Annotated in this window: 23 protein-coding genes; 11 read left to right on the forward strand and 12 right to left on the reverse strand. The window is 58.4% G+C overall.

Translation table 11 applies throughout. The features are described 5' to 3' along the window. The first annotated feature begins 18 nt into the window (after positions 1-18). From G6N80_RS05515 to G6N80_RS05525, 3 genes are all read left to right on the forward strand, one after another. Positions 19-1,278, forward strand: a complete 1,260-nt coding sequence (locus tag G6N80_RS05515; protein WP_062557076.1) for a malonyl-CoA decarboxylase — start codon at positions 19-21, stop codon at positions 1,276-1,278. After that, on the forward strand, positions 1,271-2,782 hold the full coding sequence (locus G6N80_RS05520; protein ID WP_165131913.1) for a malonate--CoA ligase: 1,512 nt from the start codon (positions 1,271-1,273) through the stop codon (positions 2,780-2,782). Before G6N80_RS05515 ends, G6N80_RS05520 begins: the two co-directional genes overlap by 8 nt. Positions 2,783-3,051: 269 nt before the next feature. Next, positions 3,052-4,062, forward strand: coding sequence for a porin (locus G6N80_RS05525; protein ID WP_165131916.1), 1,011 nt, complete (start codon positions 3,052-3,054; stop codon positions 4,060-4,062). Between the two features lie 339 nt (positions 4,063-4,401). Here the strand turns inward: G6N80_RS05525 and G6N80_RS05530 are convergent, their stop codons facing one another. From G6N80_RS05530 to G6N80_RS05545, 4 genes are all read right to left on the reverse strand, one after another. Next, positions 4,402-5,163 carry an ABC transporter ATP-binding protein gene (locus G6N80_RS05530; protein ID WP_165131919.1) on the reverse strand — a complete coding sequence of 254 codons (762 nt, stop codon included), beginning with the start codon at positions 5,161-5,163 and terminating at the stop codon, positions 4,402-4,404. Continuing rightward, positions 5,160-6,182, reverse strand: a complete 1,023-nt coding sequence (locus G6N80_RS05535) for a FecCD family ABC transporter permease (RefSeq protein WP_165131922.1) — start codon at positions 6,180-6,182, stop codon at positions 5,160-5,162. Before G6N80_RS05535 ends, G6N80_RS05530 begins: the two co-directional genes overlap by 4 nt. Before the next feature lie 23 nt (positions 6,183-6,205). Then, the gene (locus G6N80_RS05540; RefSeq protein WP_062557072.1) at positions 6,206-7,237 is read right to left on the reverse strand and encodes an ABC transporter substrate-binding protein; all 1,032 of its coding nucleotides are present in this window, start codon (positions 7,235-7,237) and stop codon (positions 6,206-6,208) included. Between the two features lie 91 nt (positions 7,238-7,328). Then, positions 7,329-8,027: a FadR/GntR family transcriptional regulator gene (locus G6N80_RS05545; RefSeq protein ID WP_062557188.1), complete on the reverse strand. Its 699-nt coding sequence runs from the start codon at positions 8,025-8,027 to the stop codon at positions 7,329-7,331. Positions 8,028-8,183: 156 nt separating this feature from the next. On the opposite strand from G6N80_RS05545, the gene G6N80_RS05550 reads away from it, so the two are divergent. The 5 genes from G6N80_RS05550 to hydA all read left to right on the forward strand — a co-directional run bounded on the left by G6N80_RS05550 (position 8,184) and on the right by hydA (position 13,183). Further along, a complete protein-coding gene (locus tag G6N80_RS05550; protein ID WP_165131925.1) occupies positions 8,184-8,981 on the forward strand; it encodes a transporter substrate-binding domain-containing protein in 798 nt (265 codons plus the stop codon). 63 nt (positions 8,982-9,044) lie between these two features. Beyond that, on the forward strand, positions 9,045-9,716 hold the full coding sequence (locus G6N80_RS05555) for an amino acid ABC transporter permease (RefSeq protein ID WP_165131928.1): 672 nt from the start codon (positions 9,045-9,047) through the stop codon (positions 9,714-9,716). Continuing rightward, on the forward strand, positions 9,716-10,465 hold the full coding sequence (locus tag G6N80_RS05560; RefSeq protein ID WP_062557069.1) for an amino acid ABC transporter ATP-binding protein: 750 nt from the start codon (positions 9,716-9,718) through the stop codon (positions 10,463-10,465). Before G6N80_RS05555 ends, G6N80_RS05560 begins: the two co-directional genes overlap by 1 nt. A 27-nt stretch (positions 10,466-10,492) precedes the next feature. Continuing rightward, positions 10,493-11,758, forward strand: coding sequence for a cysteine desulfurase-like protein (locus G6N80_RS05565; RefSeq protein ID WP_165131931.1), 1,266 nt, complete (start codon positions 10,493-10,495; stop codon positions 11,756-11,758). 12 nt (positions 11,759-11,770) lie between these two features. After that, positions 11,771-13,183: a dihydropyrimidinase gene (hydA, locus tag G6N80_RS05570; RefSeq protein WP_165131934.1), complete on the forward strand. Its 1,413-nt coding sequence runs from the start codon at positions 11,771-11,773 to the stop codon at positions 13,181-13,183. A 19-nt stretch (positions 13,184-13,202) separates the two neighbouring features. Here hydA and G6N80_RS05575 read toward each other — a convergent pair whose 3' ends face one another. From G6N80_RS05575 to G6N80_RS05595, 5 genes are all read right to left on the reverse strand, one after another. Beyond that, entirely contained in the window at positions 13,203-14,111 is a 909-nt protein-coding gene (locus G6N80_RS05575) for a polysaccharide deacetylase family protein (protein ID WP_062557066.1), read from the reverse strand. A 14-nt stretch (positions 14,112-14,125) separates the two neighbouring features. Then, complete coding sequence (locus G6N80_RS05580; protein ID WP_246251367.1) at positions 14,126-15,856, reverse strand: dipeptide ABC transporter ATP-binding protein; 1,731 nt, start codon at positions 15,854-15,856, stop codon at positions 14,126-14,128. Beyond that, the gene (locus tag G6N80_RS05585) at positions 15,853-16,728 is read right to left on the reverse strand and encodes an ABC transporter permease (RefSeq protein ID WP_062557065.1); all 876 of its coding nucleotides are present in this window, start codon (positions 16,726-16,728) and stop codon (positions 15,853-15,855) included. Before G6N80_RS05585 ends, G6N80_RS05580 begins: the two co-directional genes overlap by 4 nt. Position 16,729: 1 nt before the next feature. Beyond that, positions 16,730-17,701 (reverse strand): ABC transporter permease, encoded by a 972-nt coding sequence (locus tag G6N80_RS05590; RefSeq protein WP_062557064.1) that lies wholly within the window; start codon positions 17,699-17,701, stop codon positions 16,730-16,732. Between the two features lie 71 nt (positions 17,702-17,772). Then, complete coding sequence (locus G6N80_RS05595; protein ID WP_062557063.1) at positions 17,773-18,474, reverse strand: creatininase family protein; 702 nt, start codon at positions 18,472-18,474, stop codon at positions 17,773-17,775. Between the two features lie 197 nt (positions 18,475-18,671). Between G6N80_RS05595 and G6N80_RS05600 the strand changes: the two genes are divergently transcribed. From G6N80_RS05600 to G6N80_RS05610, 3 genes are all read left to right on the forward strand, one after another. Continuing rightward, positions 18,672-19,238: a MarR family winged helix-turn-helix transcriptional regulator gene (locus tag G6N80_RS05600; RefSeq protein WP_165131937.1), complete on the forward strand. Its 567-nt coding sequence runs from the start codon at positions 18,672-18,674 to the stop codon at positions 19,236-19,238. Continuing rightward, positions 19,235-20,827, forward strand: coding sequence for an ABC transporter substrate-binding protein (locus G6N80_RS05605; protein ID WP_165131940.1), 1,593 nt, complete (start codon positions 19,235-19,237; stop codon positions 20,825-20,827). Before G6N80_RS05600 ends, G6N80_RS05605 begins: the two co-directional genes overlap by 4 nt. An 85-nt stretch (positions 20,828-20,912) precedes the next feature. Then, positions 20,913-21,866: an isoaspartyl peptidase/L-asparaginase family protein gene (locus G6N80_RS05610; protein ID WP_165131943.1), complete on the forward strand. Its 954-nt coding sequence runs from the start codon at positions 20,913-20,915 to the stop codon at positions 21,864-21,866. Positions 21,867-21,911: 45 nt separating this feature from the next. On the opposite strand, the gene G6N80_RS05615 is transcribed toward G6N80_RS05610, so the two are convergent. The 3 genes from G6N80_RS05615 to G6N80_RS05625 are packed head-to-tail and all read right to left on the reverse strand — an operon-like array spanning position 21,912 to position 24,675. After that, positions 21,912-22,658, reverse strand: coding sequence for an SDR family NAD(P)-dependent oxidoreductase (locus tag G6N80_RS05615; protein WP_165131946.1), 747 nt, complete (start codon positions 22,656-22,658; stop codon positions 21,912-21,914). Further along, on the reverse strand, positions 22,655-23,677 hold the full coding sequence (locus G6N80_RS05620; protein ID WP_165131950.1) for a ketopantoate reductase family protein: 1,023 nt from the start codon (positions 23,675-23,677) through the stop codon (positions 22,655-22,657). The genes G6N80_RS05615 and G6N80_RS05620 overlap by 4 nt, the downstream gene beginning before the upstream one ends. Positions 23,678-23,724: 47 nt before the next feature. Continuing rightward, complete coding sequence (locus G6N80_RS05625; protein WP_165131953.1) at positions 23,725-24,675, reverse strand: GntR family transcriptional regulator; 951 nt, start codon at positions 24,673-24,675, stop codon at positions 23,725-23,727. Positions 24,676-24,770 lie beyond the last annotated feature (95 nt).

Below are 24,770 nucleotides of genomic sequence, written 5' to 3' on the forward strand. Positions count from 1 at the left end.
CCGAAAGAGAGTGGACCAATGAGTGTCTTGTCCGACGTTCTGGACCTGGTCTTCCGCCGCACGATGAGAGTGACGGTTCCTGCGCAGGCAACCGCTGCCGCGATGCCGAGGCTGATCGAGGATCTTCTGTCTTCGAAGGGCGAAATCACCGGAGTGATGACCGCCAGACACATTCTCGACCGCTACAACGTCATGACGGACGCAGAGAAGCTGCAGTTCTTCACGCATCTGGCAGAGGATCTCGATCTGGATCATGCAGACCTGGAGACGGCTCTCCATGCCTTGAAGGCAAAGCCTGACCGGAAAAGCTACGACCGGTTTCTGGCCGCTGCCGAACCACGACGCCAGGAACTGGCGCGGCGCCTGAACCGAATGCCCGGCGCCACGCGGCTGCTGGTCGACATGCGCGCCGATCTGCTGAGACTGGTACCGCCGGACGACCCCATCGCCCGCATCGACAGTGATTTCCGCCACCTGTTCGCAAGCTGGTTCAATCGCGGCTTTCTGGTGCTGCGGCGCATCAGTTGGGAAAGTCCGGCCCATATTCTCGAAAAGATCATCCGCTACGAGGCCGTACACGCGATCACCTCTTGGGAAGATCTGCGCCGACGTGTCGAACCGGAGGATCGCCGCTGCTTTGCCTTCTTCCATCCGGCCATGCCCGATGAGCCCCTCATCTTCGTCGAGGTTGCGTTGACGAAGGGTATTGCAAGTTCCGTCCAGTCGCTGCTCTCGGATGATCGCACGCCGCTTGCGGCACACGAAGCGGATACGGCGATCTTCTACTCCATCTCCAATTGCCAGGTGGGGCTTGCGGGCATCTCCTTTGGCAACTCGCTCATCAAGCAGGTGGTGAACGATCTGACTGCGGAACTGCCGGGGCTCTCAACCTTCTCCACCCTTTCGCCCATGCCGCTCTTCTCACGCTGGCTTCTGGAGCAGGGCTTCGATGCGTCCGACTGGACCAAGCCACAGCTTCTGGCAGCGGCCGCGTATTACCTGACGTCGGCAAGACGGAACGATGGTCATCACTATGATCCCGTGGCACGCTTCCATCTCGGAAACGGGGCTCTGGTTCATGCCGTGCATGCACAGGCTGATACCTCGCAACGTGGAAAGAAGGATAGCCTTGGGGTGATGACCAACTACCTGTACGATCTTGCCCGGCTCGAACAAAACCATGAAAGCTTCGCCAATCAGAAGCAGGTCGCCGCATCACCGCCAGTGCAAACTCTTACCCAGTCATTTCAGTCCGTCGAGGTTCTTCAAAATGCCTAATCTCCTTTACGATACATTGTTTGCACCCGGCCGGGACAGCGATCGAACCTTCCTCACGGATGTGAGCGGGCAGGCTCTCAGCTACCGTGATTTCCATGCGCTGGCGGCGCGACAGGCTAATGTACTGGCCTCGGCGGGTCTGGTACCGGGAGACAGGCTGGCGGTGCAGGTGGAAAAGACGCCAGAAGCGCTGGCGCTCTACGCAGCCTGTGTCATGGCGGGGATCGTCTTCCTGCCGCTCAACACTGCCTATACGCTGAGCGAACTCGATTATTTCATCACCGACAGCGGTGCACGAGCCGTCGTGTGCGGAGCTGAGACCGCGGCGGACCTGAAGGCGCGATCCGCAGCGAGCATTTCCGTTCTGACCCTGGACGCCGAGGGCAAGGGCTCCCTCACGGATCTCGCCGCAAGCCAACCGCCGACATTTGCAGTGGCCGAACGGGTTGAAAGTGATCTCGCAGCGCTTCTCTATACGTCGGGAACGACGGGCCGGTCGAAGGGGGCAATGCTCAGCCACTCCAACCTCCTGTCCAACGCGCGGACGCTGGCCGATCTATGGCGTTTCGACAGCCGCGACGTTCTCCTGCATGCGCTGCCGATCTTCCACACACATGGCCTCTTCGTCGCCTGCAACGTGACACTGATCGCACAGGCTTCACTCATCTTTCTTCCGAAATTCGATCTCCCCACCATAATGCGCATGCTGCCACAGGCAAGCGTACTGATGGGTGTTCCGACCTTCTACACCCGGCTTCTTGGTAACGCTGCTTTCACGCGTGATCTCGTTGCGCATATGCGACTGTTCATCTCTGGTTCTGCGCCGCTTCTGGCTGAAACGCACGTCGAATTCGAAGCGCGCACTGGCCACCGGATCCTCGAACGTTATGGCATGACGGAAACAAACATGTCGGTCTCGAACCCGTATGACGGGGAGCGGCGCGCCGGAACAGTGGGTTTTCCTCTGCCGGATGTGGAACTTCTGATCACCGACCCGGAAAGCGGCGCCATTCTGCCGGCAGGCGAGACAGGGATGATCGAGGTGCGAGGTCCGAATGTGTTCAAGGGCTATTGGGGCATGCCGGAAAAGACGAAAGCGGAACTGCGCGAAAACGGCTTTTTCATTACCGGAGATATCGGTCGTGTGGATGAGGATGGTTATGTCCATATCGTGGGCCGCGCCAAAGACCTCATCATATCGGGTGGGCTCAACATCTATCCGAAGGAAATCGAGATGCTTCTGGATGAGCAGCCCGGCGTTCTGGAAAGCGCCGTCGTCGGCGTGCCTCATCCGGATTTCGGCGAGGCGGTACTTGCCTTCATCGTTGCCCGTCCCGGACAGAGCCCCGACACGAAGGCCATCTCCGAGGCCGCATCGACCAACCTTGCCCGCTTCAAGCAGCCACGGGATATCATTTTGCTGGACGAACTGCCACGCAATACCATGGGCAAGGTCCAGAAGGCAGCCCTTCGCGAGCGCTACAAAAACCGGTACGTGGAATGAAGCAGGCTGTCGTTTTTCAAGTCCGATTGCAATTATCGCTTGTCTGTAGCCAGGATGTGTCGTTAGGCATCTGCAATGTTTGATATGTTGCTAATTTACGACATGCCCATGCTAAGGCTCGCCATTTCAGATTATGATCAGCAATCACATATTTCCATGCAACCAGACCTATGCCAATAAGCAGTCAGCGCAAAGAATCGGGGGACGCGAAAGCGATCTGGATTTGGCGCTCCTTAAAACACACAGATGACTGTGAACTGGAGGTCATTATGAACATCAAGAGCCTTCTTCTCGGCTCCGCTGCTGCCCTTGCAGCAGTATCCGGCGCCCAGGCTGCCGACGCTATCGTTGCTGCTCAGCCGGAGCCGATGGAATACGTTCGCGTTTGCGACGCATTCGGCGCTGGCTTCTTCTACATCCCGGGTTCTGAGACCTGCCTGAAGATCGGTGGCTACGTTCGTTTCCAGACGGGCTTCGGTCGTGACCTGTCGGGCACGTCTGACTGGGATAGCTTCACACGCGCACAGCTCGAAATCGACGCCCGTTCGGACACCGAACTCGGCACGCTTCGTGGCTTCATCGGCCTGCGTGGCGACGCTGACAACTCTTCCAACCGCGGCGTAAACGTCGACCAGGCCTTCATCGAACTCGGTGGCCTCAAGGTTGGTTACTTCTACAACTGGTGGGATGACGGCCTTTCTGGCGAAACCGACATTCTGGCTTCCCACACGACCCAGTATAACGCAATCCGTTACACCTACACGGCTGGCGCATTCTACGCTGGCGTTGCTGTAGACGAGCTGGAAGGCGTTATCCACGGCACGAACCGTGACAACAATGTTGGCATCGAAGGCATCATTGGTGGCGCATTCGGTCCGGCAAAGGTTGCTCTTCTCGGCGGTTACGATACCGATCAGGAAGAAGGCGCAGTTCGCGTCATCGCCACTGCTGAACTCGGCCCGGGCACGCTCGGTCTCGCAGCAGCATGGGCTTCCGGCCAGAACGCTTACTACGACACCTCCGAGTGGACTGTTGCAGCTGAATACGCTGTGAAGGTTACCGATCGCTTCAAGATCACCCCCGGCGGCCAGTACTTCTGGAACCTCGATTCCACGGCAACCGGTGGCTTCAACGGCGACCGCGACGGCTGGAGAGCTGGCCTGACGTTCGACTACCAGCTCGCAACCAACCTCTCCACGAAGGTTGCTGTGAACTACCAGGACTTCGACAATCAGCAGGAACAGTGGACCGGCTTCGTACGTCTGCAGCGCGCATTCTGATCTGATCGAACAGATGCTGTTTTGGAGCCCGGCACTCGTGCCGGGCTCTTTTTTGTCTAGGCTGGGCCGGTGTCTTAAACGTGCACTTATCCCCCAATTGACCACAGGAAATAGTTTGGCTGACTTAGTTTTTTCGAGACAGAGGCACGGTTTCGATGTAAATATGATAATGAGTTAGATGTAAGCATTCAGAGCAATTTGTCCCTGCCGATGAGTGTATTCCTGCTGGGAAATGACATTGAACTCCAGTCACGCCATCGATCTCTCCAGTCGATGACCTTAATCTCCTCGGTCACTCCGAGGAGATTTCTGTTTCCGAAGCTTTCATCAGTCGGTTCGTCAGACCAGGAAGTGCAGGTGCGGCTTCGTATGATATGGTGACGTGTCAACGCGCGCCTCGACGCAGAACACCTCTTTGAGGAGGCGCTGGGTCAAAACGGCCTCCGGCGTTCCGCATGCCACGATGCGTCCCTTGTCCAGCACGATCAGTTCATCGCAAAAAAGTGCTGCATGATTGAGATCATGCAACGCGATCACCGTCGTCAGCGGCAATTGCGACACGAGTTTCAGCAGCGAAATCTGATGCTGGATATCGAGATGGTTCGTCGGTTCGTCCAGAATGAGTTCCTGCGGCGATTGAGCCAGCGCCCGGGCGATCTGGACGCGCTGCTTCTCGCCGCCGGACAGGCTTTGCCATCTGTCCAGACGCTTGCCGTGGATCCCAGTGTTTTCCATCGCCCGTTCGACCGCATCCTGATCCTCAAGCGACCAGCCGGAAAACAGGGACCGATGCGGAAAGCGGCCAAGCCGGACGACGTCGCTCACCGTCAGGCTCGCATTCGTCGCTGCATGCTGTTCAACGAAGGCAATTCTGCGGGCCAGTTTCTTGCGCGGCATGGTCTTCAGGTCAGAACCTGCCAAGCTGATGCTGCCCGAAGTTGGGGTCTTGAGACCAGCAAGAAGCCTCAGAAGCGAGGTCTTGCCGGAACCGTTGGGCCCGATAAGACCCACCATCTTGCCAGCGGGAATGTTGACAGAGACATCCTTCAGAATGGTTTTCGAACCGATCCCCCAGGTAATGTGTTCTACGACGAAGCTCATGAGGCGCGCTGGAATCTGTAGAGGATGACGGAGAAGAAGGGTACACCGACCAGGGCTGTCACCACGCCGATCGGCAGAACCTGACCTGGGATCAGCGCTCGAGACGCGATATCCGCCAGCACCATGAAGATTGCGCCGACAACGGCGCATGTCGGCAGCAATCGGATGTGCAGCGGCCCGACAAGAAAACGCGCAACATGGGGCACCACCAGGCCAACAAAACCGATCGTGCCGACCATGCTGACAATGGTCGCCGTCATCATTGCGGTCAGCGCAAAGAGGACCACGCGGGTCCGGCTGACATTCACGCCAAGCGAGGCTGCCGCCTCGTCGCCGAAGGCAAAGGCGTCGAGAACCCGCGCTGACAGCAGACAGAGGACGAGACCCGCTCCAATCACGAGGGATATCAGGGTAAATTCCGGCCAGCGCACGCCGCCGAAGCTTCCCAGCAGCCAGAACATGACATCCCGCGCCTGCTGGGCATTGCCGGACGTGGTCACCACATAGGATGTAGCGGCATTGAACAGTTGTGAGGCAGCCACGCCTGCCAGAATCGTTCGGTCTGCGCCACCGCGAGTCCCGTTGGAGAGCAAGGCCACGAACAGGAATGCCAGAAAGGCTCCGGCGAATGCGCCCACAGACAGCGAAACGGCTCCGGCTCCAACGCCCAGAATGACGATTGCGACTGCCCCGGTCGATGCTCCCGCCGAAATGCCCAATACATACGGCTCGGCCAGCGGATTGCGCAGCAACGACTGGAGAATGGCACCCGACAATGCGAGGCCCGCGCCGCAGAAGACAGCGACCAGTGCCCGGCTCAGCCGATAGTCCCAGATGACCGCCTCATGAATGCGGTTGAGCGTGACATGTGTCCATCCAAGCTTGTTGGATACGGCCAGGAGCGTCGTGGAGATCGGTATCGGAAGATCCCCGATACCGACGCTTAGCGAGACGACGAGCAGGATCAGGCCGAGAGATGCGGCAAGAAGCAGACCCACTCTGACTGCGTTGCTGATCATAAACCCGGCACGATCCGTTCAATTCACTTCTGAAGACCGAGCGTCTTCAACTGTTCGGCGATCTGCTGGGCACCATAGATCGTGCGGATCGTCGGATTCATGGCCTGTCCGTCCATGACGACAATCGCCCCGTTCTTCACAGCGGTGATCTGGCTGACGGCCGGATCGGTCTTCAGGAACTTGATCTTGGCCTCTGGCTTGTCGAGTTCCCAGCGGTTGCGATCAAGGCTGGCAACGACGATCACATCCGGATTGGCTGCGATGATGCTTTCCCAGCCAACGGTTGGCCAGTCGGCTTCGGAGGCAATCGCATTCTTTCCGCCGAGAATATCCGCAATGTAGCCGGAGGGGCTATTCTTGCCGCCGAGATAGGCATCGGCAGTCGGAGAGGGGCTGGAGAACCAGAAAACGTAGGAGAGCTTCTTCTCGCCCGGCGAGATGCTGGCACGAAGATCGGCTTCCCGTTTCTTGAGATCGGCGATCAGGGCCTGTCCACGGTCCTGGACGTCAAAGATCTTCGACAGCTCATCGATCTCCTGAAACAGCGAGGACATGTCCCAAAGCGCGCTGCGGTTTCCATAGCCGTACTTGTCTTTTGCGGCATCCGGGCTCACGCAGGTACTGGGCGAGATATAGCTTGGCACGCCCACCTTTTCGAAGTCTTCGCGTTTCGCCACCTTGCTCGAAGGCCCGATCAGGGTTGGCAACATGGCTGCAACGAAATCAGGATTTTCTGCAAGCAGCGCTTCGAAGGTGGGAAACTCCACGGTCAGCAGTTTCACCTTGGCATTGTCTTCTGCCAGCTGTGGCATGACCTTGCTTGGCCAGAAGGCGGTTGCCGCCATTCTGTCCTTTAGACCCAGCATCAGCATGATCTCGGCACTGTTTTGACCAAGACCAATCGCACGGCTTGGTGCCTTGTCGAAGGTGACCTTTGCGCCGCAGTTTTCGATCGTCAGCGGATACTGGGTCGATGCCGCGTGCGCTGATCCAGAAGAGATGATGGCCGCGAGCGTGAGCCCCGCGACGGCTGCGATCGATCGTGTCAGGTACATTTGTCACCCCAAAATTAGAATGACGGCACCCCTAACCAAGTCCAATCGAAAAAACAAGATAATTTCAATCCACTTTCACCTGATCCCGGAACTACGGATTCAGGCCCGCGCAGCGAGCTGTATTGCGAATATGCGTCTCCATCTCTTCCTTGGCCAGGGCGCCATCATTGCTGCGAAGCGCCTCTATAATGCGCCGGTGCTCGGCAATGGATTGCTTCATTCGCTCGGGATCCGTCATCGGGATCGGCTGACGCTGAGTCTCCGTGATGAGTTCCCGAACTGTCTGATAGAGTGCCTGAAGCATCTGGTTGGAGCAGGCTGACACGATGGTGCCATGAAACTGCAGGTCCGCTTCCACATTCGAAAGAACATCCTGGCTAGCCCAGCACTCTTCCATCGTCGCCGTGGCGGTTTCCATCTCGCTCAGTTGTCGCTGGGTGAGGCGGCCGGACGCCAGCCTTGCTATCTCACCCTCCAGGAATATGCGCGTCTGGAACACGTCGAAAGCCGAATAGCTGTGAGAATATCGCCAGGGCGCCATGTTGGCCGCTGGACCCGCCGCCCGCTCACTGGGAGAGGTAACGAATGTGCCGCGGCCTGCTTCAGTTTTCACCAGCCCCAGTGTTTCCAGCGTCAACAGGGCTTCCCGCAGGGACGCACGGCTCACCCCGAAACGCTCTGACAGCTCACGCTGTGACTGGATCCGCTCACCCGGTTTAAGGGCGCCGGTCTGGATCAATGTCTGGATTTCCCGTGCCACGGTTTGCGGCAAAAGCGTCTTGTTGAGCATTTCCTGTTGTACCCGCAGCCCTTCGTTCAACTCGGTCAATCTATTTTCCGCCATCCATCTTGCAAAGCGGAAAGAGGCATGCTTGTTTGGCCTTACTGGTCTGACCAGTTAGACCATTGTATGTGACATCGTGCATCAAATAACAAGGGGAACCTCATGACACGCGTGACTACATTCGCCGCCGCAATCGTTTCCGGCGTTGCAGCCTTCTTTACCTTGCAAACCGCTCAAGCGGCAGATCTTACCGTCGGTGCCAACATCGGCAACGTGCCGTGGGAATTTCAGGATGCGAGCGGTAAGGTCGTCGGCTTTGAAGTCGACCTCGTCAACGAAGTGGCTAAACGGTTGGGCAAGACGGTCGAATTCGTCAACACGCCCTTCAACGGTCTTTTCCCGGCTGTACAGTCCGGCCGTATCAATATGGCAATCTCCTCGATCACCATCACCGAAAAGCGTCTGGAATCGGTGACCTTCGCCCAGCCCTATTACGATAGCGACCAGTCGCTGACGGCAACGGCGAAATCCGGCATCAAGGGCCTGAAGGATATGACCAGCAAGGTCGTCGGTGTCGACACGGGTTCGACGGGGGACATGTGGGCGGAAAAGAACAAGGCGCAGTATAAGTTCAGCGACATTCGCCGTTTCGAGGGCCTGTCTCCGGCCATGCTCGATCTCGTGGCTGGCCGTATCGATGGCTACATCAGCGATATCCCGGCGCTCCTTTACTACGTGAAGGACAAGCCGGAGCTGAAAGTGGTTGAGCGTATCCCCACGGGTGAGAAGTATTCCATCATGTTCAACAAGGGCGACAAGCTGGCGACCCAGGTGAACGATGTGATCACCACGCTCAAGAAGGAAGGTTATATCGCCAAGCTGCACGAAACATGGTTCGGCGCCAAGGCTGAAGCATCCACCTCGACTGTAATGGTCGCGGACATGCCGAAGGGCAAATAAGGCCTGACAGAGCGGCGGTCTCTTCAACCGGAGAGGCCGCCAGCCAAACGGAGCCGCACCGGCATGAATCTCATCAATACATTCTTCAATCTCAAGGTCTTTCTTGAGAGCCTCCCCCAACTGCTTTGGGGCCTCGTCGTCACGCTCGAAATCGGCATCGTCAGTATTGTGGCGGGACTGATCGGCGGACTTTTTCTGGCGGTCGCGAGGCTATACAGCCCTGCCTTCATCAAGCTCCTCATCCGCATCTATATCGATATCTTTCGTTCGATCCCGCTGCTGGTGCTGCTGATTGTCGTCTACTACGCGCTGCCTTTCGTCGGTATCCGGCTGTCACCATTCCTGTCTGCCGTCACCGCTCTCTCTCTTGTGTCTGCGGCCTACACGGCGGAAATTTTCCGCGCCGGAATTGAAGCCATTCCGCATGGTCAATTCGAGGCATCCGAGGCGCTTGGACTGTCCAACCGGCATACGATGGTGGATGTCATCCTCCCACAGGCCATTCGCATCGTCATTCCGCCGCTCACCAACAACTGCATCAACGTGCTGAAGGATACCGCACTGGCCTCCGTCGTTGCCATGCCGGACCTTTTGAAGCAAGCCACACAGGCGCAGGCGCTTGCCGCCAACCCCACACCGCTGATTGGCGCTGCCGTCATCTACATTCTGCTTCTCTGGCCCCTGGTGGCTGTGGTCTCGCGCCTGGAGAAACATTTCAGCCGGGGGAAACGCTGATGTCCGCGCAAACGAAAAACATCATTTCCGTGCGCGGGCTGGTGAAGTCATACGGAACCTTCACCGTGTTGCACGGCATTGATCTCGATATTGCGGAAGGCGAAGTGGTCTGCGTCATCGGGCCATCCGGCTCCGGCAAATCGACCCTGATCCGCTGCATCAATCATCTGGAGGCCTTCTCTCCCGACAGCACGATTACCGTTGACGGCATTCGTGTGGAGCCCGGGGCGGCTCTCGCCAAGGTGAGAGCAGAGGTCGGGATGGTCTTCCAATCCTTCAATCTCTTCCCGCATATGACGGTTCTGAAAAACGTCATGCTGGCCCCCATGCGTGTGCGTGGTACGTCGGAAGCGGAAGCGGCGCGCAAGGCCCGCGAACTTCTGGCCCGCGTTGGCATTTCCGAGCAGGCCGAAAAATATCCCGGCCAGCTATCCGGCGGCCAGCAGCAGCGTGTGGCGATTGCCCGCGCACTCGCCATGGAGCCGAAGGTGCTGCTGTTCGATGAACCGACTTCGGCGCTTGATCCGGAAATGGTGGGTGAGGTGCTGGATGTCATGCGGCATCTTGCAGGCACGGGCGTCACCATGGTGGTCGTTACCCACGAAATGGGTTTTGCCCGGCAGGTGGCCGATCGCGTTATCTTCATGGATGGCGGCAAGCTGATTGAAATGGGGTCGCCTGCCGAAATCTTCGACAATCCCCGTGAAGAGCGCACGCGCGGCTTTCTGCGCGCAGTGCTCAATCATTGAACTCTTGAAGTCACAAGGAAATTCATCATGGCCGACCAACCCTCGCTCGATCTCGACTTCGTCCGAAGCCAGTTTCCGGGTCTCAATCGCGGCTGGACCTTTTTCGATAACGCCGGGGGTTCACAGATCCTCCAGCCCGCGATGGACCGGATCAACAGCTTCCTGATCGAGCGCAATGTGCAGATCGGCGGCTCATACGAAGTCTCACAGAACGCAGCCAAGGCGCTTTATGAAGCCCGCACAGCGGCCATGCATTTGGTCAATGCCACCCGGCCGGAAGAAATCGTGTTCGGCAGTTCGACGACGTCGCTCTTGCAAAACCTCGCTCGCGCCATGCAGAGCCAGTTGAACCCAGGCGATGAAATCATCGTCTCGATCAGCGATCACGAATCCAATATCGGCCCCTGGGATCGGCTGCAGGATGCGGGCGTCGTGCTGAAATTCTGGCCGCTCAACAAGGATACGCTGACGCTGGAACTGGCCGATCTCGAAGCCCTGATGAGCGAGCGCACGCGACTTGTCTGCGTCACCCATGCTTCCAATATTCTGGGCTCGGTCAATCCTATCCGCCAGTTTGCCGATTTCGTTCATGAGCGCGGCGCGCGGATCTGCGTGGATGCGGTGGCCTATGCCCCGCACCGCCTTGTCGACGTCCAGGCTTTCGATGTCGATTACTACGTCTTCAGCCTCTACAAGACCTATGGCCCGCATTACGCGCTGATGTACGGCAAGTACGATCACCTGCTGGACCTGGATACGCTGTACCACTACTTCTACGGCAAGGATAAGGTGCCGGGCAAACTGGAGCCGGGCAACCCCAATTACGAGCTTGCCTATTCGACCTGTGGCATCGTGGATTATCTCAGCAAGCTCGGCGAACAGGCGGGCGATACGGGCAGCGTTCGAAGCCGGATCGAAACGGCATTCAAGGCCATTACCGCGCAGGAAGATGCGTTGACGGAGCGGCTGCTCTCCTATCTCCGCTCCCGCAACGATTGCCAGATTGTTGGCCAGAGCCACAACCGCGAGAGCCTGCGCGTTCCCACAATTGCCTTCCGTTTCGATGGCCGCAACGCCGCCGATCTCTGCAAGGCCATGGATGAGTACAAGATTGCCATGCGGTTCGGCGATTTCCATTCCCGCCGTTTGGCCGAATATCTCGACCTGACCGATCAGGGCGGCATGTTGCGTGTCTCTATGGTGCATTACAATACGCTGGAAGAGGTGGATCGCTTCACGGCGGCGCTGGACCGGATTCTGTCCAGCAATGCCGGCTTGGCCAAGGCAAGCTGAGGGGCGGGCGAGATGCGTTTTGACACCATCATTCGCAATGGCACCGTTGCGACGGCCAGCGACACCTTCGTCTGTGATATCGGTATCCGGGACGGGCGGATCGCGGCGCTTTCCACTGAACTGGAGGATGCAGACGAGGTCATTGATGCGACCGGTCTCTTCGTTCTTCCAGGCGGCATAGACAGCCATGTGCATCTGGACCAGCCATCCGGCGATGGCATCGTCATGGCGGATGATTTCGATAGCGGCACGCGCTCGGCAGCCATCGGCGGCAACAGCACGGTTCTCGCCTTCTGCATGCAGGAGAAAGGACAGACGCTTCGCGAGGCGCTAAAGGTCTATCACGAAAAGGCGCAAGGCAAATGCCATGTGGACGTCGCCTTCCATCTGGTGATTACCGATCCGACGCCGGAGGTTCTGGGGCAGGAACTGCCTGCCCTCGTGGAGGACGGCTACACCTCTCTGAAAGTCTTCATGACCTATGAAGGCCTGCGCCTGCGCGACGACCAGATCCTCGATACGCTGGATGCTGCCCGTCGCACCGGGGCCCTCGTCATGGTCCATTGCGAGAACGAGGATGCTATCCGCTACCTGATTGGACGGCACGAGGAAGAGGGCAAGTTCGCGCCTAAATATCATGCGACGACCCGGCCCATTCCCGCCGAGCGGGAGGCCACGCACCGCGCTCTCTCACTCGCGGAAATCGTGGATGTTCCAATCGTCATCGTCCACGTGTCCAACCGGGAAGCCATGGAGGAAATCCGGCGCGCCCGCCAGCGCGGCCAGAAGATTGCCGGGGAAACCTGCCCGCAATATCTGATGCTGACGGCGGATGATCTCGACCGTGATGCGCTGGAGGGAGCCAAATATGTCTGCTCTCCGCCTCCGCGTGACAAGGCCAGTCAGGATGCGTGCTGGGAAGGGCTGGAGCAGAATGTCTTCGACCTCTTCTCATCCGATCACTGCCCCTTCCGCTATGAGGATGTGCACGGCAAGCTGAACGAGAAGGGCAAACGCCATTTCCGCTGGATACCGAATGGCATTCCGGGTGTTGCGACACGCCTGCCGATCCTGTTTTCGGAAGGTGTCATGAAAGGGCGTATCACCCTCAATCAGTTCGTGGCGCAGACTGCAACCAACCATGCCAAGCTTTATGGTCTTTATCCGCGAAAGGGCACGATCTGCGTTGGTGCTGATGCGGATCTGGCGCTTTGGGATCCGAACCGTCAGGTCACCATCACCAATGATATTCTGGCCCACGGCTCGGATTACACACCTTACCAAGGTGTGGAGGTACGCGGTTGGCCGGTACGCCTTTTCGTTCGCGGAAATTCGGTGATGGAATCCGGTGCAATGGTCGAGGAGGCGCCGAGCGGCCATTATCTTAGCCGTCAGCGCTCTTCTCTGGTTTCGAAACCCGCCTGAAACCCTGTATGAGGAATGGTCAGCCGGTGCTGACCATTCTTTCGTCCTCTGCCGCGGCATTCTTGACGAAGCCAGCAATATCGGCATGCGTTGCAAACCACACATCGTCATGCTGCTGGATGTGGGCGATCAACTCTTCAAGAATAAAGATGCGTGAGCGATAGCCCGTGACATGCGGGTGCATGGTCAAGAGAAACAGCCCGCCCTCCTGATAGGCGCGATCGAACTCCCGCTTGAAGATATCCAGTACTGCCGGTGGCGGCGTGTATGGGCGGTGCGCGGTAAACCGGTTCATATTGAAATAGACCGCATCGTCGCGGATCCATTCGACCGGCAGTTCCACCATGCCGGTCGCTTCCCCATCTTCCACGAGTTCATACGGATCATCGTCCGCCATCAGCGATGAATCATAGAGCAGCCCGAGTTCGCGCTGGATCTTGAGCGTCGCGGCGGAAAAATCCCATGAGGGTGTGCGCATGCCGACCGGGCGAATGCCGGTGATCTTTTCCAGCGTATCAGCCGCGCGGAAGTGCAATTCGCGCTCTTTCTCTGGCGGAACCTTGGTATTCACCTCGTGGATCCAGCCATGCAGGCCGATTTCATGGCCTTCTGCGATGACCTGGCGTTGCTCATCCGGATAGAGCAGGGCGGCTACGGCTGGCACGAAGAAGGTGGCCGGAACTCCCGCCTGTTTCAGCACCTGAAGAATGCGTGGCACGCCGACGCGATTTCCATATTGTCCCTGCGACATGCGGCCAATGGATTCGCCGCCATCGCGCAACTCATTGGTCTCGTGGTCGCTATCGAAGGAGAGGGCAACGGCGCAGCGCGCACCGCCTTGCCAGACCTTCGGCTTCAGCGAGCGCCCAGCGCGCACCTTTTCCACCTTGCCGCGCCAAGTGGCCTCATCCCATTCCCAGGGTTCCATTGTAGAATTCCTCTTTATTCAGCCGCCACGGGCAAGGCAGGGACCGCCGCCAGCAGGCGGCGCGTATAATCATGATGCGGGTTGTCGTAGATCGCAGCCGCATCGCCTTCTTCGACAATCTGGCCGCGATACATGATGGCGACCCGATCGCACAGATGCCGCACGACCGAGAGATCGTGGCTGATGAAGATCAGCGAGAGATCGAGTTCCGAGCGCAGGCGGATCAAGAGATTGATGATCTGCGCCTGGATAGACACATCAAGCGAGGCAACCGGCTCATCACACACCACGACATCCGGCTGCATGGCAAGCGCCCGCGCAATGGCTATGCGCTGGCGTTGCCCGCCGGAAAACTGGTGCGGGAAGCGGTTTGCAAGAGATGGATCAAGTCCAACGGCAGCAAGCCAGGATTGGACGTAGGCGGCGGACTCCGCCCGTGTCACCAGACCATGAGCAATTGGCCCTTCCGCCACGATATCACCAATGCGCATACGCCCGTTCAGCGAGGCAAACGGATCCTGAAAGATGGTTTGGACCCGGGTGGTCACTTTGCGTGGGCTTCGGCCCGCACTCATGACCGGCTGGCCATTCAGGCGAATACTGCCGGAGGTGGGAACTGTAATGCCCGCCGCCATGCGCCCCAGCGTCGATTTACCCGAACCAGATTCGCCAACCAGTCCCAGAACTTCGCCGCGCTTTAGGACAAGGCTGACATCGCTTACCGCATGCACCGAGGGATGCGGCTGCGCAATGCCCGATTTGATAGCGAGTTTGAGGAGGAAGCCAGTTGGTTTCTCGAACCGTTTCACCGCATGGTCGATGACGAGATAGGGGCTGCCGAGCGGTGGCAGGTTGGCCGTCTTTTCCTTGCGGGGCGGCGGGGCTGCATCCTCAATGCCGCTGCCGCGCAACAGCAGCTGACCCGGTTTGGCGCGAGAGGGTAGGGCATCCAGCAGCGATTTCGTATAGTCGTGCTGCGGTTTTGTGAGAACGCCCATGGCAGGGCCGATTTCGACAATCTTGCCCGTTTTCATCACGGCCACGCGATCCGCGATGGAAGAAACGATTGCGAGGTCGTGACTGATCCAGATCAGCGTCGTGCCAAGCTCTGCCACCAGTTCCTTCATTTCCGTCAGAATTTCCGCCTGAATGGAAACGTCGAGCGCCGTCGTCGGCTCGTCGCAGATGATGAGTTTCGGGCGATGGAGCAGGGCGATAGCAATGGCCACGCGCTGGCGCATGCCGCCGGAAAACTGATGCGGAAAGAAATCGATCTTGCGTTCCGGTTCCGAGATCCGGACTTGGCGCAATGCCTTGATCGCCCGTTCACGGGCATCCGCAGCGCTGATCTTTTCGTGGGCCTCCAGTGCCAGCCGGATCTGCGTTCCGATGGAGAGCACGGGGTTCAGCGTCATCATCGGGTCCTGAAAGACCATCGAAATCGTCTTGCCGCGAATGGCACGCAGTTCATGCGCAGAGAGGCCGACGAGTTCGCGACCCTCCAGCTTGATCGACGAGCCTTCGACAATCCGGCCCGGTTCATCGATCAAGCCGATAATCGAAAAGCCGGTGATGGATTTGCCTGAACCGGATTCGCCCACCAGACCCAGCACTTCGCCGGATGCGAGAGAGAACGAGACCCCGTCCACGGCCTTGATTTCGCCGCGTGCCGTCGCAAACCAGGTGTTGAGATTGCTGACTTCCAGCAGCGGTGTCTGTGTTGCAGCCATGTTTTGCACGGTCATCGGCGAAGCCTCGGGTTAAGCTGGTCGCGGATCTGGTCACCAACGAGGTTCAGCGACACGATGAACAGAATGAGCGCTATGCCGGGATAGATCGAAATCCAGTAGCGGCCGGACAAGAGATACTGGAAGCCGTTCGCGATCAGCATGCCCAGCGAAGGTTCGGTTGGCGGAAGGCCCACGCCCAGGAACGAAAGCGTTGCTTCCAGCGAGATGGCGCTTGCCACCTGCACCGTTGCCACGACGATGAGTGGCGGCAGTGAGTTCGGCAAAATGTGCTTCAGCACGACCCGCAGCGGCGAAAGGGGAATGGACAGTGCCGCCTCGACATAATCCTTCTGCCGTTCCGCCGATGCCGCACCATGGGCTGTCCGCGCGAAATAGGCGTATTGCGCGAAGATCAGCGCCATGATCAGCTGATAACGCCCTTGGCCCAGCAGAGCCGCGATCACGAAGGCCAGCAGAATGGCCGGGAACGAAAGCTGAAGATCCACAATCCGCATGACTATGCTCTCGTAGCGCCCGCCGATATAGGCCGCCGAGCAACCGACGAGCGCTCCAACCACGAAGGCAACCCCGCCGGCAATAACGCCCATCTGCAACGAAATGCGCAGGCCGTAGATGATGGCGGACAACAGGTCACGTCCTTGCGAATCCGTGCCCAGCCAGTGCGTATAGCCACCGGTGCCGACATAGCCGGGCGCGCGGCGCGCATCGCGCAGCACCAGATTGGCGAGATCATAGGGGTCTTGCGGGGTCACCAGCGGCGCGATCAACGCGATGAAGACGATGGCGAACACAACGATTGCCGCGCCCGTTGCGACCTTGTTGCGAGTGAATTCCTGAACGAAGCGTCCAAACAAGGTGTCTCTCATATCAGGCGCGTCCCTTTCTCAGGCGGGGATCGAGCAGGGCATAGGTAAGATCGACCACGAGGTTTATGACGATGAAAAGAAGGGCAACGAGCATCAGGTAAGCCACCATCACCGGCCTATCGAGCGAGGTAATGCTGTCGATGATCAGCTTGCCGAGGCCCGGCCAAGAGAAAATCGTTTCCGTGACGACCGCGAAGGCGAGCGTGGAAGCCAGCTCCAGACCGAACACGGTGACAAGCGGGATCGAGATCAGCCGAAGGACATGGCGGCTCAACACGGTGAACTCTGTCAGCCCGGCAGCGCGGGCAAATTTCACCGTATCGCTCAGCATCAGTTCGCGGGTACCTGCCCGTGCAAGGCGGATCATCAACGAGAATTTGAAGAGAGCGAGATTGAGAGCGGGAAGTACCAGATGCTTCCACCCGTCAGCCGTCAGGAAACTGAATTCGAAGCCGCCGATGCTGACGGTTTCTCCACGCCCGCCTGCGGGCATGATGCCGAGCTGAACGGCAAACACCATGATCAGCATCAGGCCGAACCAGAAGGTCGGTACCGAGAAACCCAGAATGGAAATCGCCATGATGGCGCGGGAGATCGGGCTGTGCGGCTTGTAGCCGGCATACATGCCAATCGGTATTCCTACCAGACTGGCGAAGATAACCGCCGTCAAAGTCAGTTCCAGCGTTGCGGGCAGGCGCGACAGGATCAACTCGCTGACCGGCATGTTGTAAACCAGAGAGCGCCCGAAATCGCCATGGAAAACGCGACCGAGAAAAGCGAAATACTGCTGCCAGAGCGGTTGATCCAGTCCGTATTGCGCAATGATGGCGGCGCGAATGTCCTGTGTGGCATCCGGCGAGATGAGCACATCGATCGGATTGCCCACGGCGTAAACACCTGTGAACACAAGCGCAGACATCGCAAAGATCACGATGACCGCCTGCCACAGTCGCTGCAGGATGAAAGCAAGCATAAGTTCCCGTCCTTCAATGGTGAGACCCGTCTTGATGCGGGCTTATCGTTCAGCTGATATGCGACGTGAGATCAGTGCCACTCGTCTTCCAGAAGCGCGCGCGTCTCGGCAACGGCAACGTCCCAGATCGCCAGCATATCTTCGTCCGGCCTCTGGTAGAGCCCGTGATAGTTGCCATCGCCCAGCATTTCCCGCTTGCGGGCCGCATCCACCCGCGCCAGCCGTGCATAATCGGCTTGCGGCTTAGCACCCGTCGGCTGGCGGGGATCGTTGGTTCGGGTCCAGGGAAAGTTTTCCATCCAAGAGGCATGCGATGCTGCCGGGTCCGTCGCCTGCACCTTGGCCCAGGTCTTGGGCGCGCGCCACCAGTCGTGGAACTTCACGGAACAATCCGGATGCGCGTTCAGCCATTCGGAGATCACGGCTGTTGCAGGCGTGTTGCCGCCGTGACCGTTGACGATCAGGATGCGGCGAAAGCCTGAGCGGTACATGCTGTCAAGCAGATCGCGGATAACGCCGATATAGGTGGAAAGCGTCAATGTCAGGGTGCCGGGATAGGTCGCGAAGGATGATGCGAGACCGTAGGGCATGACGGGAAAAACCGGCACGCCCAATGGTTCGGCAGCATCCACCGATACTTTCTCGGCCAGGATCATGTCGACCGCGAGACTGAGATAGGCGTGCTGCTCCACGCTGCCGATCGGCAAGATGCAGCGATCATCCTTGGCGGCACGCTCCTCGACCTGCATCCAGTTCATTTCTGCGATTTTCATGAAAGCTCCCACCTTGCCATGACGCCCGCGCTCACTGAGCAAAAAGCAGGCACTCGGCACAAAAAATGACGGGTCGGCGAAGGCTGCCCTCCCCAACCATGATGTTCCATACGGAACTAAAAAAAGAGATTGACAGTCTATTAGCCTACCGTCAAGTTCCATACGGTACAAAATTGAATTGGGGCCAAGCACCGATCATGACCTCGCTGCCGCAACAGTCGTCGTTCGAGACCCTGCTTCGTCAGGGAGGAAAATCATTGGCAGGCGATGTCGATGTCGACCCGCTCGTGGGCGTCAAGCTGTGGGAAAACCCGTGCTGGCTTTCCTTCCGGCTCAACTTTCTGGCGCTCCAGTTCAACGTGCCGGTGTACCGCTGGACGGAGAAAGAATTCGGCCTTCCAAGACCGGAATTCGTGGTGCTCTACTCGCTGGGTCTCGCGGATGGCCTGACAGCCAGTGCCATCTGTGCCTCATCCGGCTTCCCGAAGAATACGATCAGCCGCGCCATCCAGAAGCTGATCGACAAGGACATCGTTCGTCGGGAAGTGGACCCGGCGGATCTGCGCAGCTTCGTCCTCTACATCACGGACGAAGGCAAGCGCATCGTTGATGCGGCCATGCAAATGATGGTGGAACGGGAGCGGTCCATGATGTCCGCCCTCACGCCAGCCGAGATGCTGATGCTCTCGGAACTGCTTGCAAAGGTCGTGGTGAATTCCCCAGTTTCGCCCCCAACAATAAACAATGAGGAGAACGAAGAATGAGCATTTTCAGGGTATTGCGCACCGCCTCGCTGGCAGCTGCGCTTCTGGGCAGCGTGTCTGCCTCCGCACTTGCGGCAGATCTGACCATTGGCGTTCGCGCCGGTCCGCTGTCCGTCGATCCGCATTTCACCGCAGCAGGCACCCATGCCGAAGCCGTGAAACACATCTTCGATTCGCTGGTGAAATCCGGTAACAATCTGGAGCTTGAGCCCGGGCTTGCTACCAGCTGGACGGCGGTTGACGCCACCACCTGGGAGTTCAAGCTGCGTCAGGGCGTCAAGTTCCACGATGGTTCCGATTTCACGGCTGAGGACGTGAAGTTCTCCATCGAGCGTATTCCGGCGGTTACCGGCCCGAACCCGACAACGATTTATGTGCGTCGTGTGCGCGGCATCGAGATCATCGATCCTTACACGATCCGCATCAAGACCGACGGTCCGGCACCTACGCTGCCGAACGATTTCATCCGTCTCTTCATCGTCTCGCACACGGCAGCCAAGGATTTCTCGGCCAGCGCGGACAAGGCGGCTGAAGGCTTCAATTCTGGCAAGGCCGCCATCGGCACCGGTCCTTACAAGTTCGTCTCCTGGACGCCAAAGGAACAGCTGGTTCTTGAAAAGTTCGATGGCTATTGGGGTCCTAAGGAGCCTTGGGACAAGGTAACCCGCAAGGAAATTCCAAACGATGCGGCGCGTGTTGCGCAGTTGAAGGCCGGTCAGGTTGATATCATCGCCCGCATTCCGTCTTCTGATGTCCCGACGCTGGAGAAGGATACCAAGCTTTCCATCGTTCGGCAGGAGAGTGTCTATCTCTTCAACATCGCGTTCGACTTCCGCGACAAGCCACCGCAGGTCAGCGCCAAGGATGGTTCGCCACTGCCAAAGAACCCTTTCCAGGACCCAAAGGTGCGTGAAGCCTTCGATCTCGCCATCGATCGTGAAGCGCTGACTGAAGTGGCCATGGAAGGCATGGGTGCTGTACAATCGCAGTTGGTCACGCCTAACATCTTCGGCTGGAACCCGAATGTGAAGCCGACCAAGGCAGACCCGAAGAAGGCGAAGGCGCTGCTGGCGGAAGCCGGTTATCCGAACGGCTTCAAGGTCACCTTCTCCTTCACGAACGACCGCCTGCCGGGTGACAAGGATGTCGGCACGACGATCGCGCAGATGCTGACGGCGGTTGGCATTCAGGTTGAAGCCAATGCCCAGCCGGGTGCGGTGTTCTTCCCCGCCAATACGCGTGGCGATTACTCCATGACCATGTCCGGCTGGGGAACGCTGACGGGTGAGGCGAACTACACGCTCTCTTCGCTGACGCACTCCAATGATCCGGCCAAGAAGCTCGGCGCTTTCAACCTGCGCGGCTACGTCAACCCGACCATGGACAAGCTGATCGAAGATGCAGCCGTGGAAATGGATACCGCAAAGCGCGAGAAGTTGCTGATGGATGCCAATGCACTGGTAGCGACGGATCGTCCCTATCTGGCCGTCGCCTCCACCATCTCGGCCTGGGGCATGAAGAAGACCATCTCCATCGTGCCACGCTCGGACGAGGATACGCTGGCGATGAACATTCGTCCGGCCAAGTGACATTCACTCAATAATGACAGGAGCCAGGCACCCCGCCTGGCTCTTTTCGTTTCGAAACAGGCAAGATGGTTGAGGAGAACAATCAATGAGCAGAATCGCGCTCGCAATTCATGGCGGCTGTGGCGTCATGGCCAAGCTGGATCTGAGCGAGGAGGAATGGGCAGCCGCCCGCGTGGATCTGGGCAAAGCGCTGAAAGCCGGCTGGGCGGTGTTGACGGCGGGCGGTTCGGCACTGGATGCCGTGCAGGCTAGCGTCGTTGTCATGGAAGATTCACCGCACTTCAACGCGGGCTACGGTGCCGCTTTGAATACGAATGGCAAGCATGAACTCGATGCCTCGATCATGGATGGCAGGACGCTTGAATCCGGTGCCGTCACTCTCGTTCAACGCATTCGCAACCCCATCAAGGCGGCCCGCAAGGTCATGGAACATGGCGATGCCGTTCTATTGGGTGGACCTGCGGCGGATGAGTTTGCCGCTGAGGCTGGTCTCGATATTGTCGAGCCTGACTACTTTACCACCGAGCGACGGGTGAAAGCCTTGGCGGCCATGAAGGCGCATGCGGCAGCCGGGACCGCGGCAAAGGCCAGCGAAGCGGAAAAGCACGGCACCGTGGGCGCTGTTGCGCTCGATGCCCAAGGTCATCTTGCCGCGGCCACGTCCACTGGCGGCTATAACAACAAGCCGGAAGGTCGCATTGGCGACACGCCGATCGTCGGCGCCGGAACCTATGCACGGGATGGCGCATGCGCCGTTTCCGGCACCGGCAAGGGTGAATATTTCATGCGTTATGCCGTGGGGCATGAAGTGGCAAGCCGGGTGAGCTATCTGGGAGAAAGCCTCGAAAAGGCGGCGTCCAAGGTCATTCAGGAGGATCTCAAGCAGCACAATATCGGCGCTGGTCTTGTTGCCGTCGGTGCCGATGGCTCCATCACGGCACCCTACAACACCGATGGCATGTTCCGAGGCTGGGTGACGCCGGAAGGTGAGTTCTATGTCGGCACTCACTCAGAGGTTTTCCACGTTCAGCCTGAGTGATGGAAATCGGGAGGCCGCTTATCATGCGCAGCCTCCCGCCATTACTTACTTGCCGCCGTCGACGCTGATCACCTGACCAGAAACCCAGTTGGCGTAGTCGGAGGCGAAGAACATGACCATGTTGGCGATGTCATCGGCTTCGCCCAGACGCTTGAGCGCAATATTCTGGATCAGCCTCTGCTGCCCTTCTTCTCCCATGGCCATCCACTGACGCTCGGTCGCCGGGTTGGAACGGACAAAGCCGGGCGCAACATTATTGACGGTAATGTTCCAGGGACCGAGCTCATGGGCGAGCTGCCGTGTCAGGCCAATCTGGCCCGCCTTGGCGCTGGCATAGGATTGGATACCCGTCAGCGAAATGCCGAGCCCTGCGCCGCTGGAAATATTGATGATACGGCCAAAGCGCCGGGCCTTCATGGACGGGGCGACCGCCTGCGCCATGAAGAATGCGCCGGAGAGGTTCACATCCAGAATAGCCTGCCAATCGGCTTCGGAGATTTCCTCGATTGGGCGACCCACCTGACCGCGCACGCCACCCGCATTGTTGACGAGAATATCCACATCGCCAATCGACGCGACCGCTGCCTGCACCGCTGCCCGATCACCGACATCAAGCACATGGACCTGTGCGTTCGGTCCGCAAAGCGCGGCAGTTTCCGCCAGAGCTTCGGCATTGATATCACAGAGATGCACACGGGCGCCGCGGCTGGCGAAACCTTGCGCAATTGCGCGGCCAAAACCATGTGCCGCGCCAGTTACGATGGCGACCTTGCCTTCGAAGGAAATGTTCATGCGGATGCCCTCGCGAGATCGTCGAGGTTGGATAGCTGCAGAGGACGATGGCCCTCTTCGATCTCGTGGATCATCTCCACCAGTTTCTGCACCATGGGTGTCGGCACATGCGAATCCTTGCCGACCTGAGCAATCGGAAGCACTTGCGCATCCACCTCCGTCTTACGCTTGCGAATCGCTAGATCCCGCCAGATGCCGGAATGGGATTTCACCGAGCGACGGTTGTGCGCGACCATCTCGTAGAAGGAGCGATCGGTTTGTTCCTGTGTCGCAAGCGGCCCGAAGGCCGTAGGGTCGAAGCCGTCAAAGGCCTCCGGTTTGATGTTGTTGATGGCGGCGACGGTTGCCACTTCCAGAGCCAGCTTGCGCAGAACCGGACGCGCCTGCGGATTATCCAGCACATCGGCGATGCTGTCATTCGTCAGCGCGGTGCCAAACAGAAGCGCGCCATAGATCAACTTGCCCCAGAGAAAGCCCCAGATGTTGTTGGTGATCAGCGCCTTCGGTTCGAATTGTTTCAACAGGTCGTAAATGCGTTCAGCGCGCTCCGTGAAACGCCCATCCAGTTCGCCGATGACCACCGCGCCGTGGCCGCTATATTGCACAACGCCCGGCTCCAGATAGTCCGCGCCAAAATTCACGAAGCAGCCAACGACGCGGTTTTCGCCCGTAATCCGGGCGATCACCTGCTCGTTCAGACCGTTCTGGGCAGAAACGACGTAGCCGTCTGACGCCAGATGCTCCACGAGATCACGCGCCGCCGCTTCCGTATGATGTGCCTTCACGCAGAGATAAGCCCGTTCGAACTGGCCCTCCACTTCTTCCGGAAGGCAAGCTTTGGCCTTGAATGTTCCTTCGAAGATCGGGCCGGTAATCGTCAGCCCCTTCGTGTTGATGGCGTCGACATGCTCCTTGACGTTATCGACGAAGAGCACGTTCTCTCCGGCACGAAGAAAAGCGGCTCCCAGTGTGCCGCCGATAGCCCCGGCGCCCCAGATCAGGATTGGTTCTTGGCTCATACTGTGCTCCTTCATGCATGCGGCATGTCTTCAACGGGGTAATGGTTCTAAGAGGGTAATGCGGGTATGATAATCCGCTCGATGTCGACCTCATCAGGCGCATGGCGGTATTCGATGCGGGGGAGTTGGGGGTAGCTATCCTCCAACGTCTCGTCTGCTCCGGTCGCATGGATGATGACGTCAGCCTCTGCGAGTTCGGCTCGAAACGCGGGCATGTCCATAGTCCCCGCGGTGATGTGGGATACATGCGGTGCGAAACGCTCGATTCCGGCTTTCAGGATCGGCAAGAATTCAGGGAAAAGTGAAACCGCTGCGACCTTCGTACGCGAATCCAGCGATGCGAGCGCGCGGCGGGTTTCTTCAGACGGGGTAAAACGTATGGCCATCACATTCGCATCCGGCAGCAGGGTCTTCACCTGCTGCAGCCGGTTGACGATGGTGACGACCAAGTCTGCCGAACGCGCCTCCAGAACGTCTTGCGGGTTTTGCTCCAGCGCGGAAATCGTTGTGAATTCTACGCGTGCATGATTTGCAAGCTTGCGGCCTAGAAAATCCGCATAGCTTCGCGTGGCATCCGGAAAGAGCCCCACCACAAGAACACGAGGTCTGGCTGGGCCATGATCGGACTGGCGAAGGCGCGTGTTGATGGCCGCGATCAGTTCTGTTGGCTGGAAGCCGAGTTTTCTGCTCTGCTCAATTAGATTGTCTATTTGTCTATACAGGTAGACATGTTTCGTTGGATCCGTTGCGCCGCCGCTTTGTCTATCGGCGACGAATGTGCCGGAACCCGGCCGGGTCTGCAGCAGTCCTTTCTCCTTCAGATCCGCGTAGACCTGAGCCACTGTCATCGGCGCAACGCCAACCATATCCGCAAGCTCGCGTACCGACGGCAGTATCTCGCCCGGTGCGAGTTCGCCGCAGCTGATGCCGTACTCGATCAACCCGTGGAGCTGATTGCGCAAAGGAAGCGGCAGGTTTCGATCAACGGCGAACTTCATGATGATAACTGTGATAATAGAATAATACGATTATTCTCCATTTGGGGAAGATCGTCAATGAGACGCTGTCAATTTGGATTGACATAATGCACTTC

It is taken from the genome of Rhizobium rhizoryzae (assembly GCF_011046895.1).
Classification (GTDB): domain Bacteria; phylum Pseudomonadota; class Alphaproteobacteria; order Rhizobiales; family Rhizobiaceae; genus Neorhizobium; species Neorhizobium rhizoryzae.

What these genes read in the sequence shown, in the direction of transcription:
- G6N80_RS05515 (WP_062557076.1), top strand. Translation starts at nt 19, where the DNA reads ATGAGTGTCTTGTCCGACGTTCTGGACCTGGTCTTCCGCCGCACGATG.
- G6N80_RS05520 (WP_165131913.1), top strand. Translation starts at nt 1,271, where the DNA reads ATGCCTAATCTCCTTTACGATACATTGTTTGCACCCGGCCGGGACAGC.
- G6N80_RS05525 (WP_165131916.1), top strand. Translation starts at nt 3,052, where the DNA reads ATGAACATCAAGAGCCTTCTTCTCGGCTCCGCTGCTGCCCTTGCAGCA.
- G6N80_RS05530 (WP_165131919.1), bottom strand. Translation starts at nt 5,163, where the DNA reads ATGAGCTTCGTCGTAGAACACATTACCTGGGGGATCGGTTCGAAAACC.
- G6N80_RS05535 (WP_165131922.1), bottom strand. Translation starts at nt 6,182, where the DNA reads ATGATCAGCAACGCAGTCAGAGTGGGTCTGCTTCTTGCCGCATCTCTC.
- G6N80_RS05540 (WP_062557072.1), bottom strand. Translation starts at nt 7,237, where the DNA reads ATGTACCTGACACGATCGATCGCAGCCGTCGCGGGGCTCACGCTCGCG.
- G6N80_RS05545 (WP_062557188.1), bottom strand. Translation starts at nt 8,027, where the DNA reads ATGCTCAACAAGACGCTTTTGCCGCAAACCGTGGCACGGGAAATCCAG.
- G6N80_RS05550 (WP_165131925.1), top strand. Translation starts at nt 8,184, where the DNA reads ATGACACGCGTGACTACATTCGCCGCCGCAATCGTTTCCGGCGTTGCA.
- G6N80_RS05555 (WP_165131928.1), top strand. Translation starts at nt 9,045, where the DNA reads ATGAATCTCATCAATACATTCTTCAATCTCAAGGTCTTTCTTGAGAGC.
- G6N80_RS05560 (WP_062557069.1), top strand. Translation starts at nt 9,716, where the DNA reads ATGTCCGCGCAAACGAAAAACATCATTTCCGTGCGCGGGCTGGTGAAG.
- G6N80_RS05565 (WP_165131931.1), top strand. Translation starts at nt 10,493, where the DNA reads ATGGCCGACCAACCCTCGCTCGATCTCGACTTCGTCCGAAGCCAGTTT.
- hydA (WP_165131934.1), top strand. Translation starts at nt 11,771, where the DNA reads ATGCGTTTTGACACCATCATTCGCAATGGCACCGTTGCGACGGCCAGC.
- G6N80_RS05575 (WP_062557066.1), bottom strand. Translation starts at nt 14,111, where the DNA reads ATGGAACCCTGGGAATGGGATGAGGCCACTTGGCGCGGCAAGGTGGAA.
- G6N80_RS05580 (WP_246251367.1), bottom strand. Translation starts at nt 15,856, where the DNA reads ATGACCGTGCAAAACATGGCTGCAACACAGACACCGCTGCTGGAAGTC.
- G6N80_RS05585 (WP_062557065.1), bottom strand. Translation starts at nt 16,728, where the DNA reads ATGAGAGACACCTTGTTTGGACGCTTCGTTCAGGAATTCACTCGCAAC.
- G6N80_RS05590 (WP_062557064.1), bottom strand. Translation starts at nt 17,701, where the DNA reads ATGCTTGCTTTCATCCTGCAGCGACTGTGGCAGGCGGTCATCGTGATC.
- G6N80_RS05595 (WP_062557063.1), bottom strand. Translation starts at nt 18,474, where the DNA reads ATGAAAATCGCAGAAATGAACTGGATGCAGGTCGAGGAGCGTGCCGCC.
- G6N80_RS05600 (WP_165131937.1), top strand. Translation starts at nt 18,672, where the DNA reads ATGACCTCGCTGCCGCAACAGTCGTCGTTCGAGACCCTGCTTCGTCAG.
- G6N80_RS05605 (WP_165131940.1), top strand. Translation starts at nt 19,235, where the DNA reads ATGAGCATTTTCAGGGTATTGCGCACCGCCTCGCTGGCAGCTGCGCTT.
- G6N80_RS05610 (WP_165131943.1), top strand. Translation starts at nt 20,913, where the DNA reads ATGAGCAGAATCGCGCTCGCAATTCATGGCGGCTGTGGCGTCATGGCC.
- G6N80_RS05615 (WP_165131946.1), bottom strand. Translation starts at nt 22,658, where the DNA reads ATGAACATTTCCTTCGAAGGCAAGGTCGCCATCGTAACTGGCGCGGCA.
- G6N80_RS05620 (WP_165131950.1), bottom strand. Translation starts at nt 23,677, where the DNA reads ATGAGCCAAGAACCAATCCTGATCTGGGGCGCCGGGGCTATCGGCGGC.
- G6N80_RS05625 (WP_165131953.1), bottom strand. Translation starts at nt 24,675, where the DNA reads ATGAAGTTCGCCGTTGATCGAAACCTGCCGCTTCCTTTGCGCAATCAG.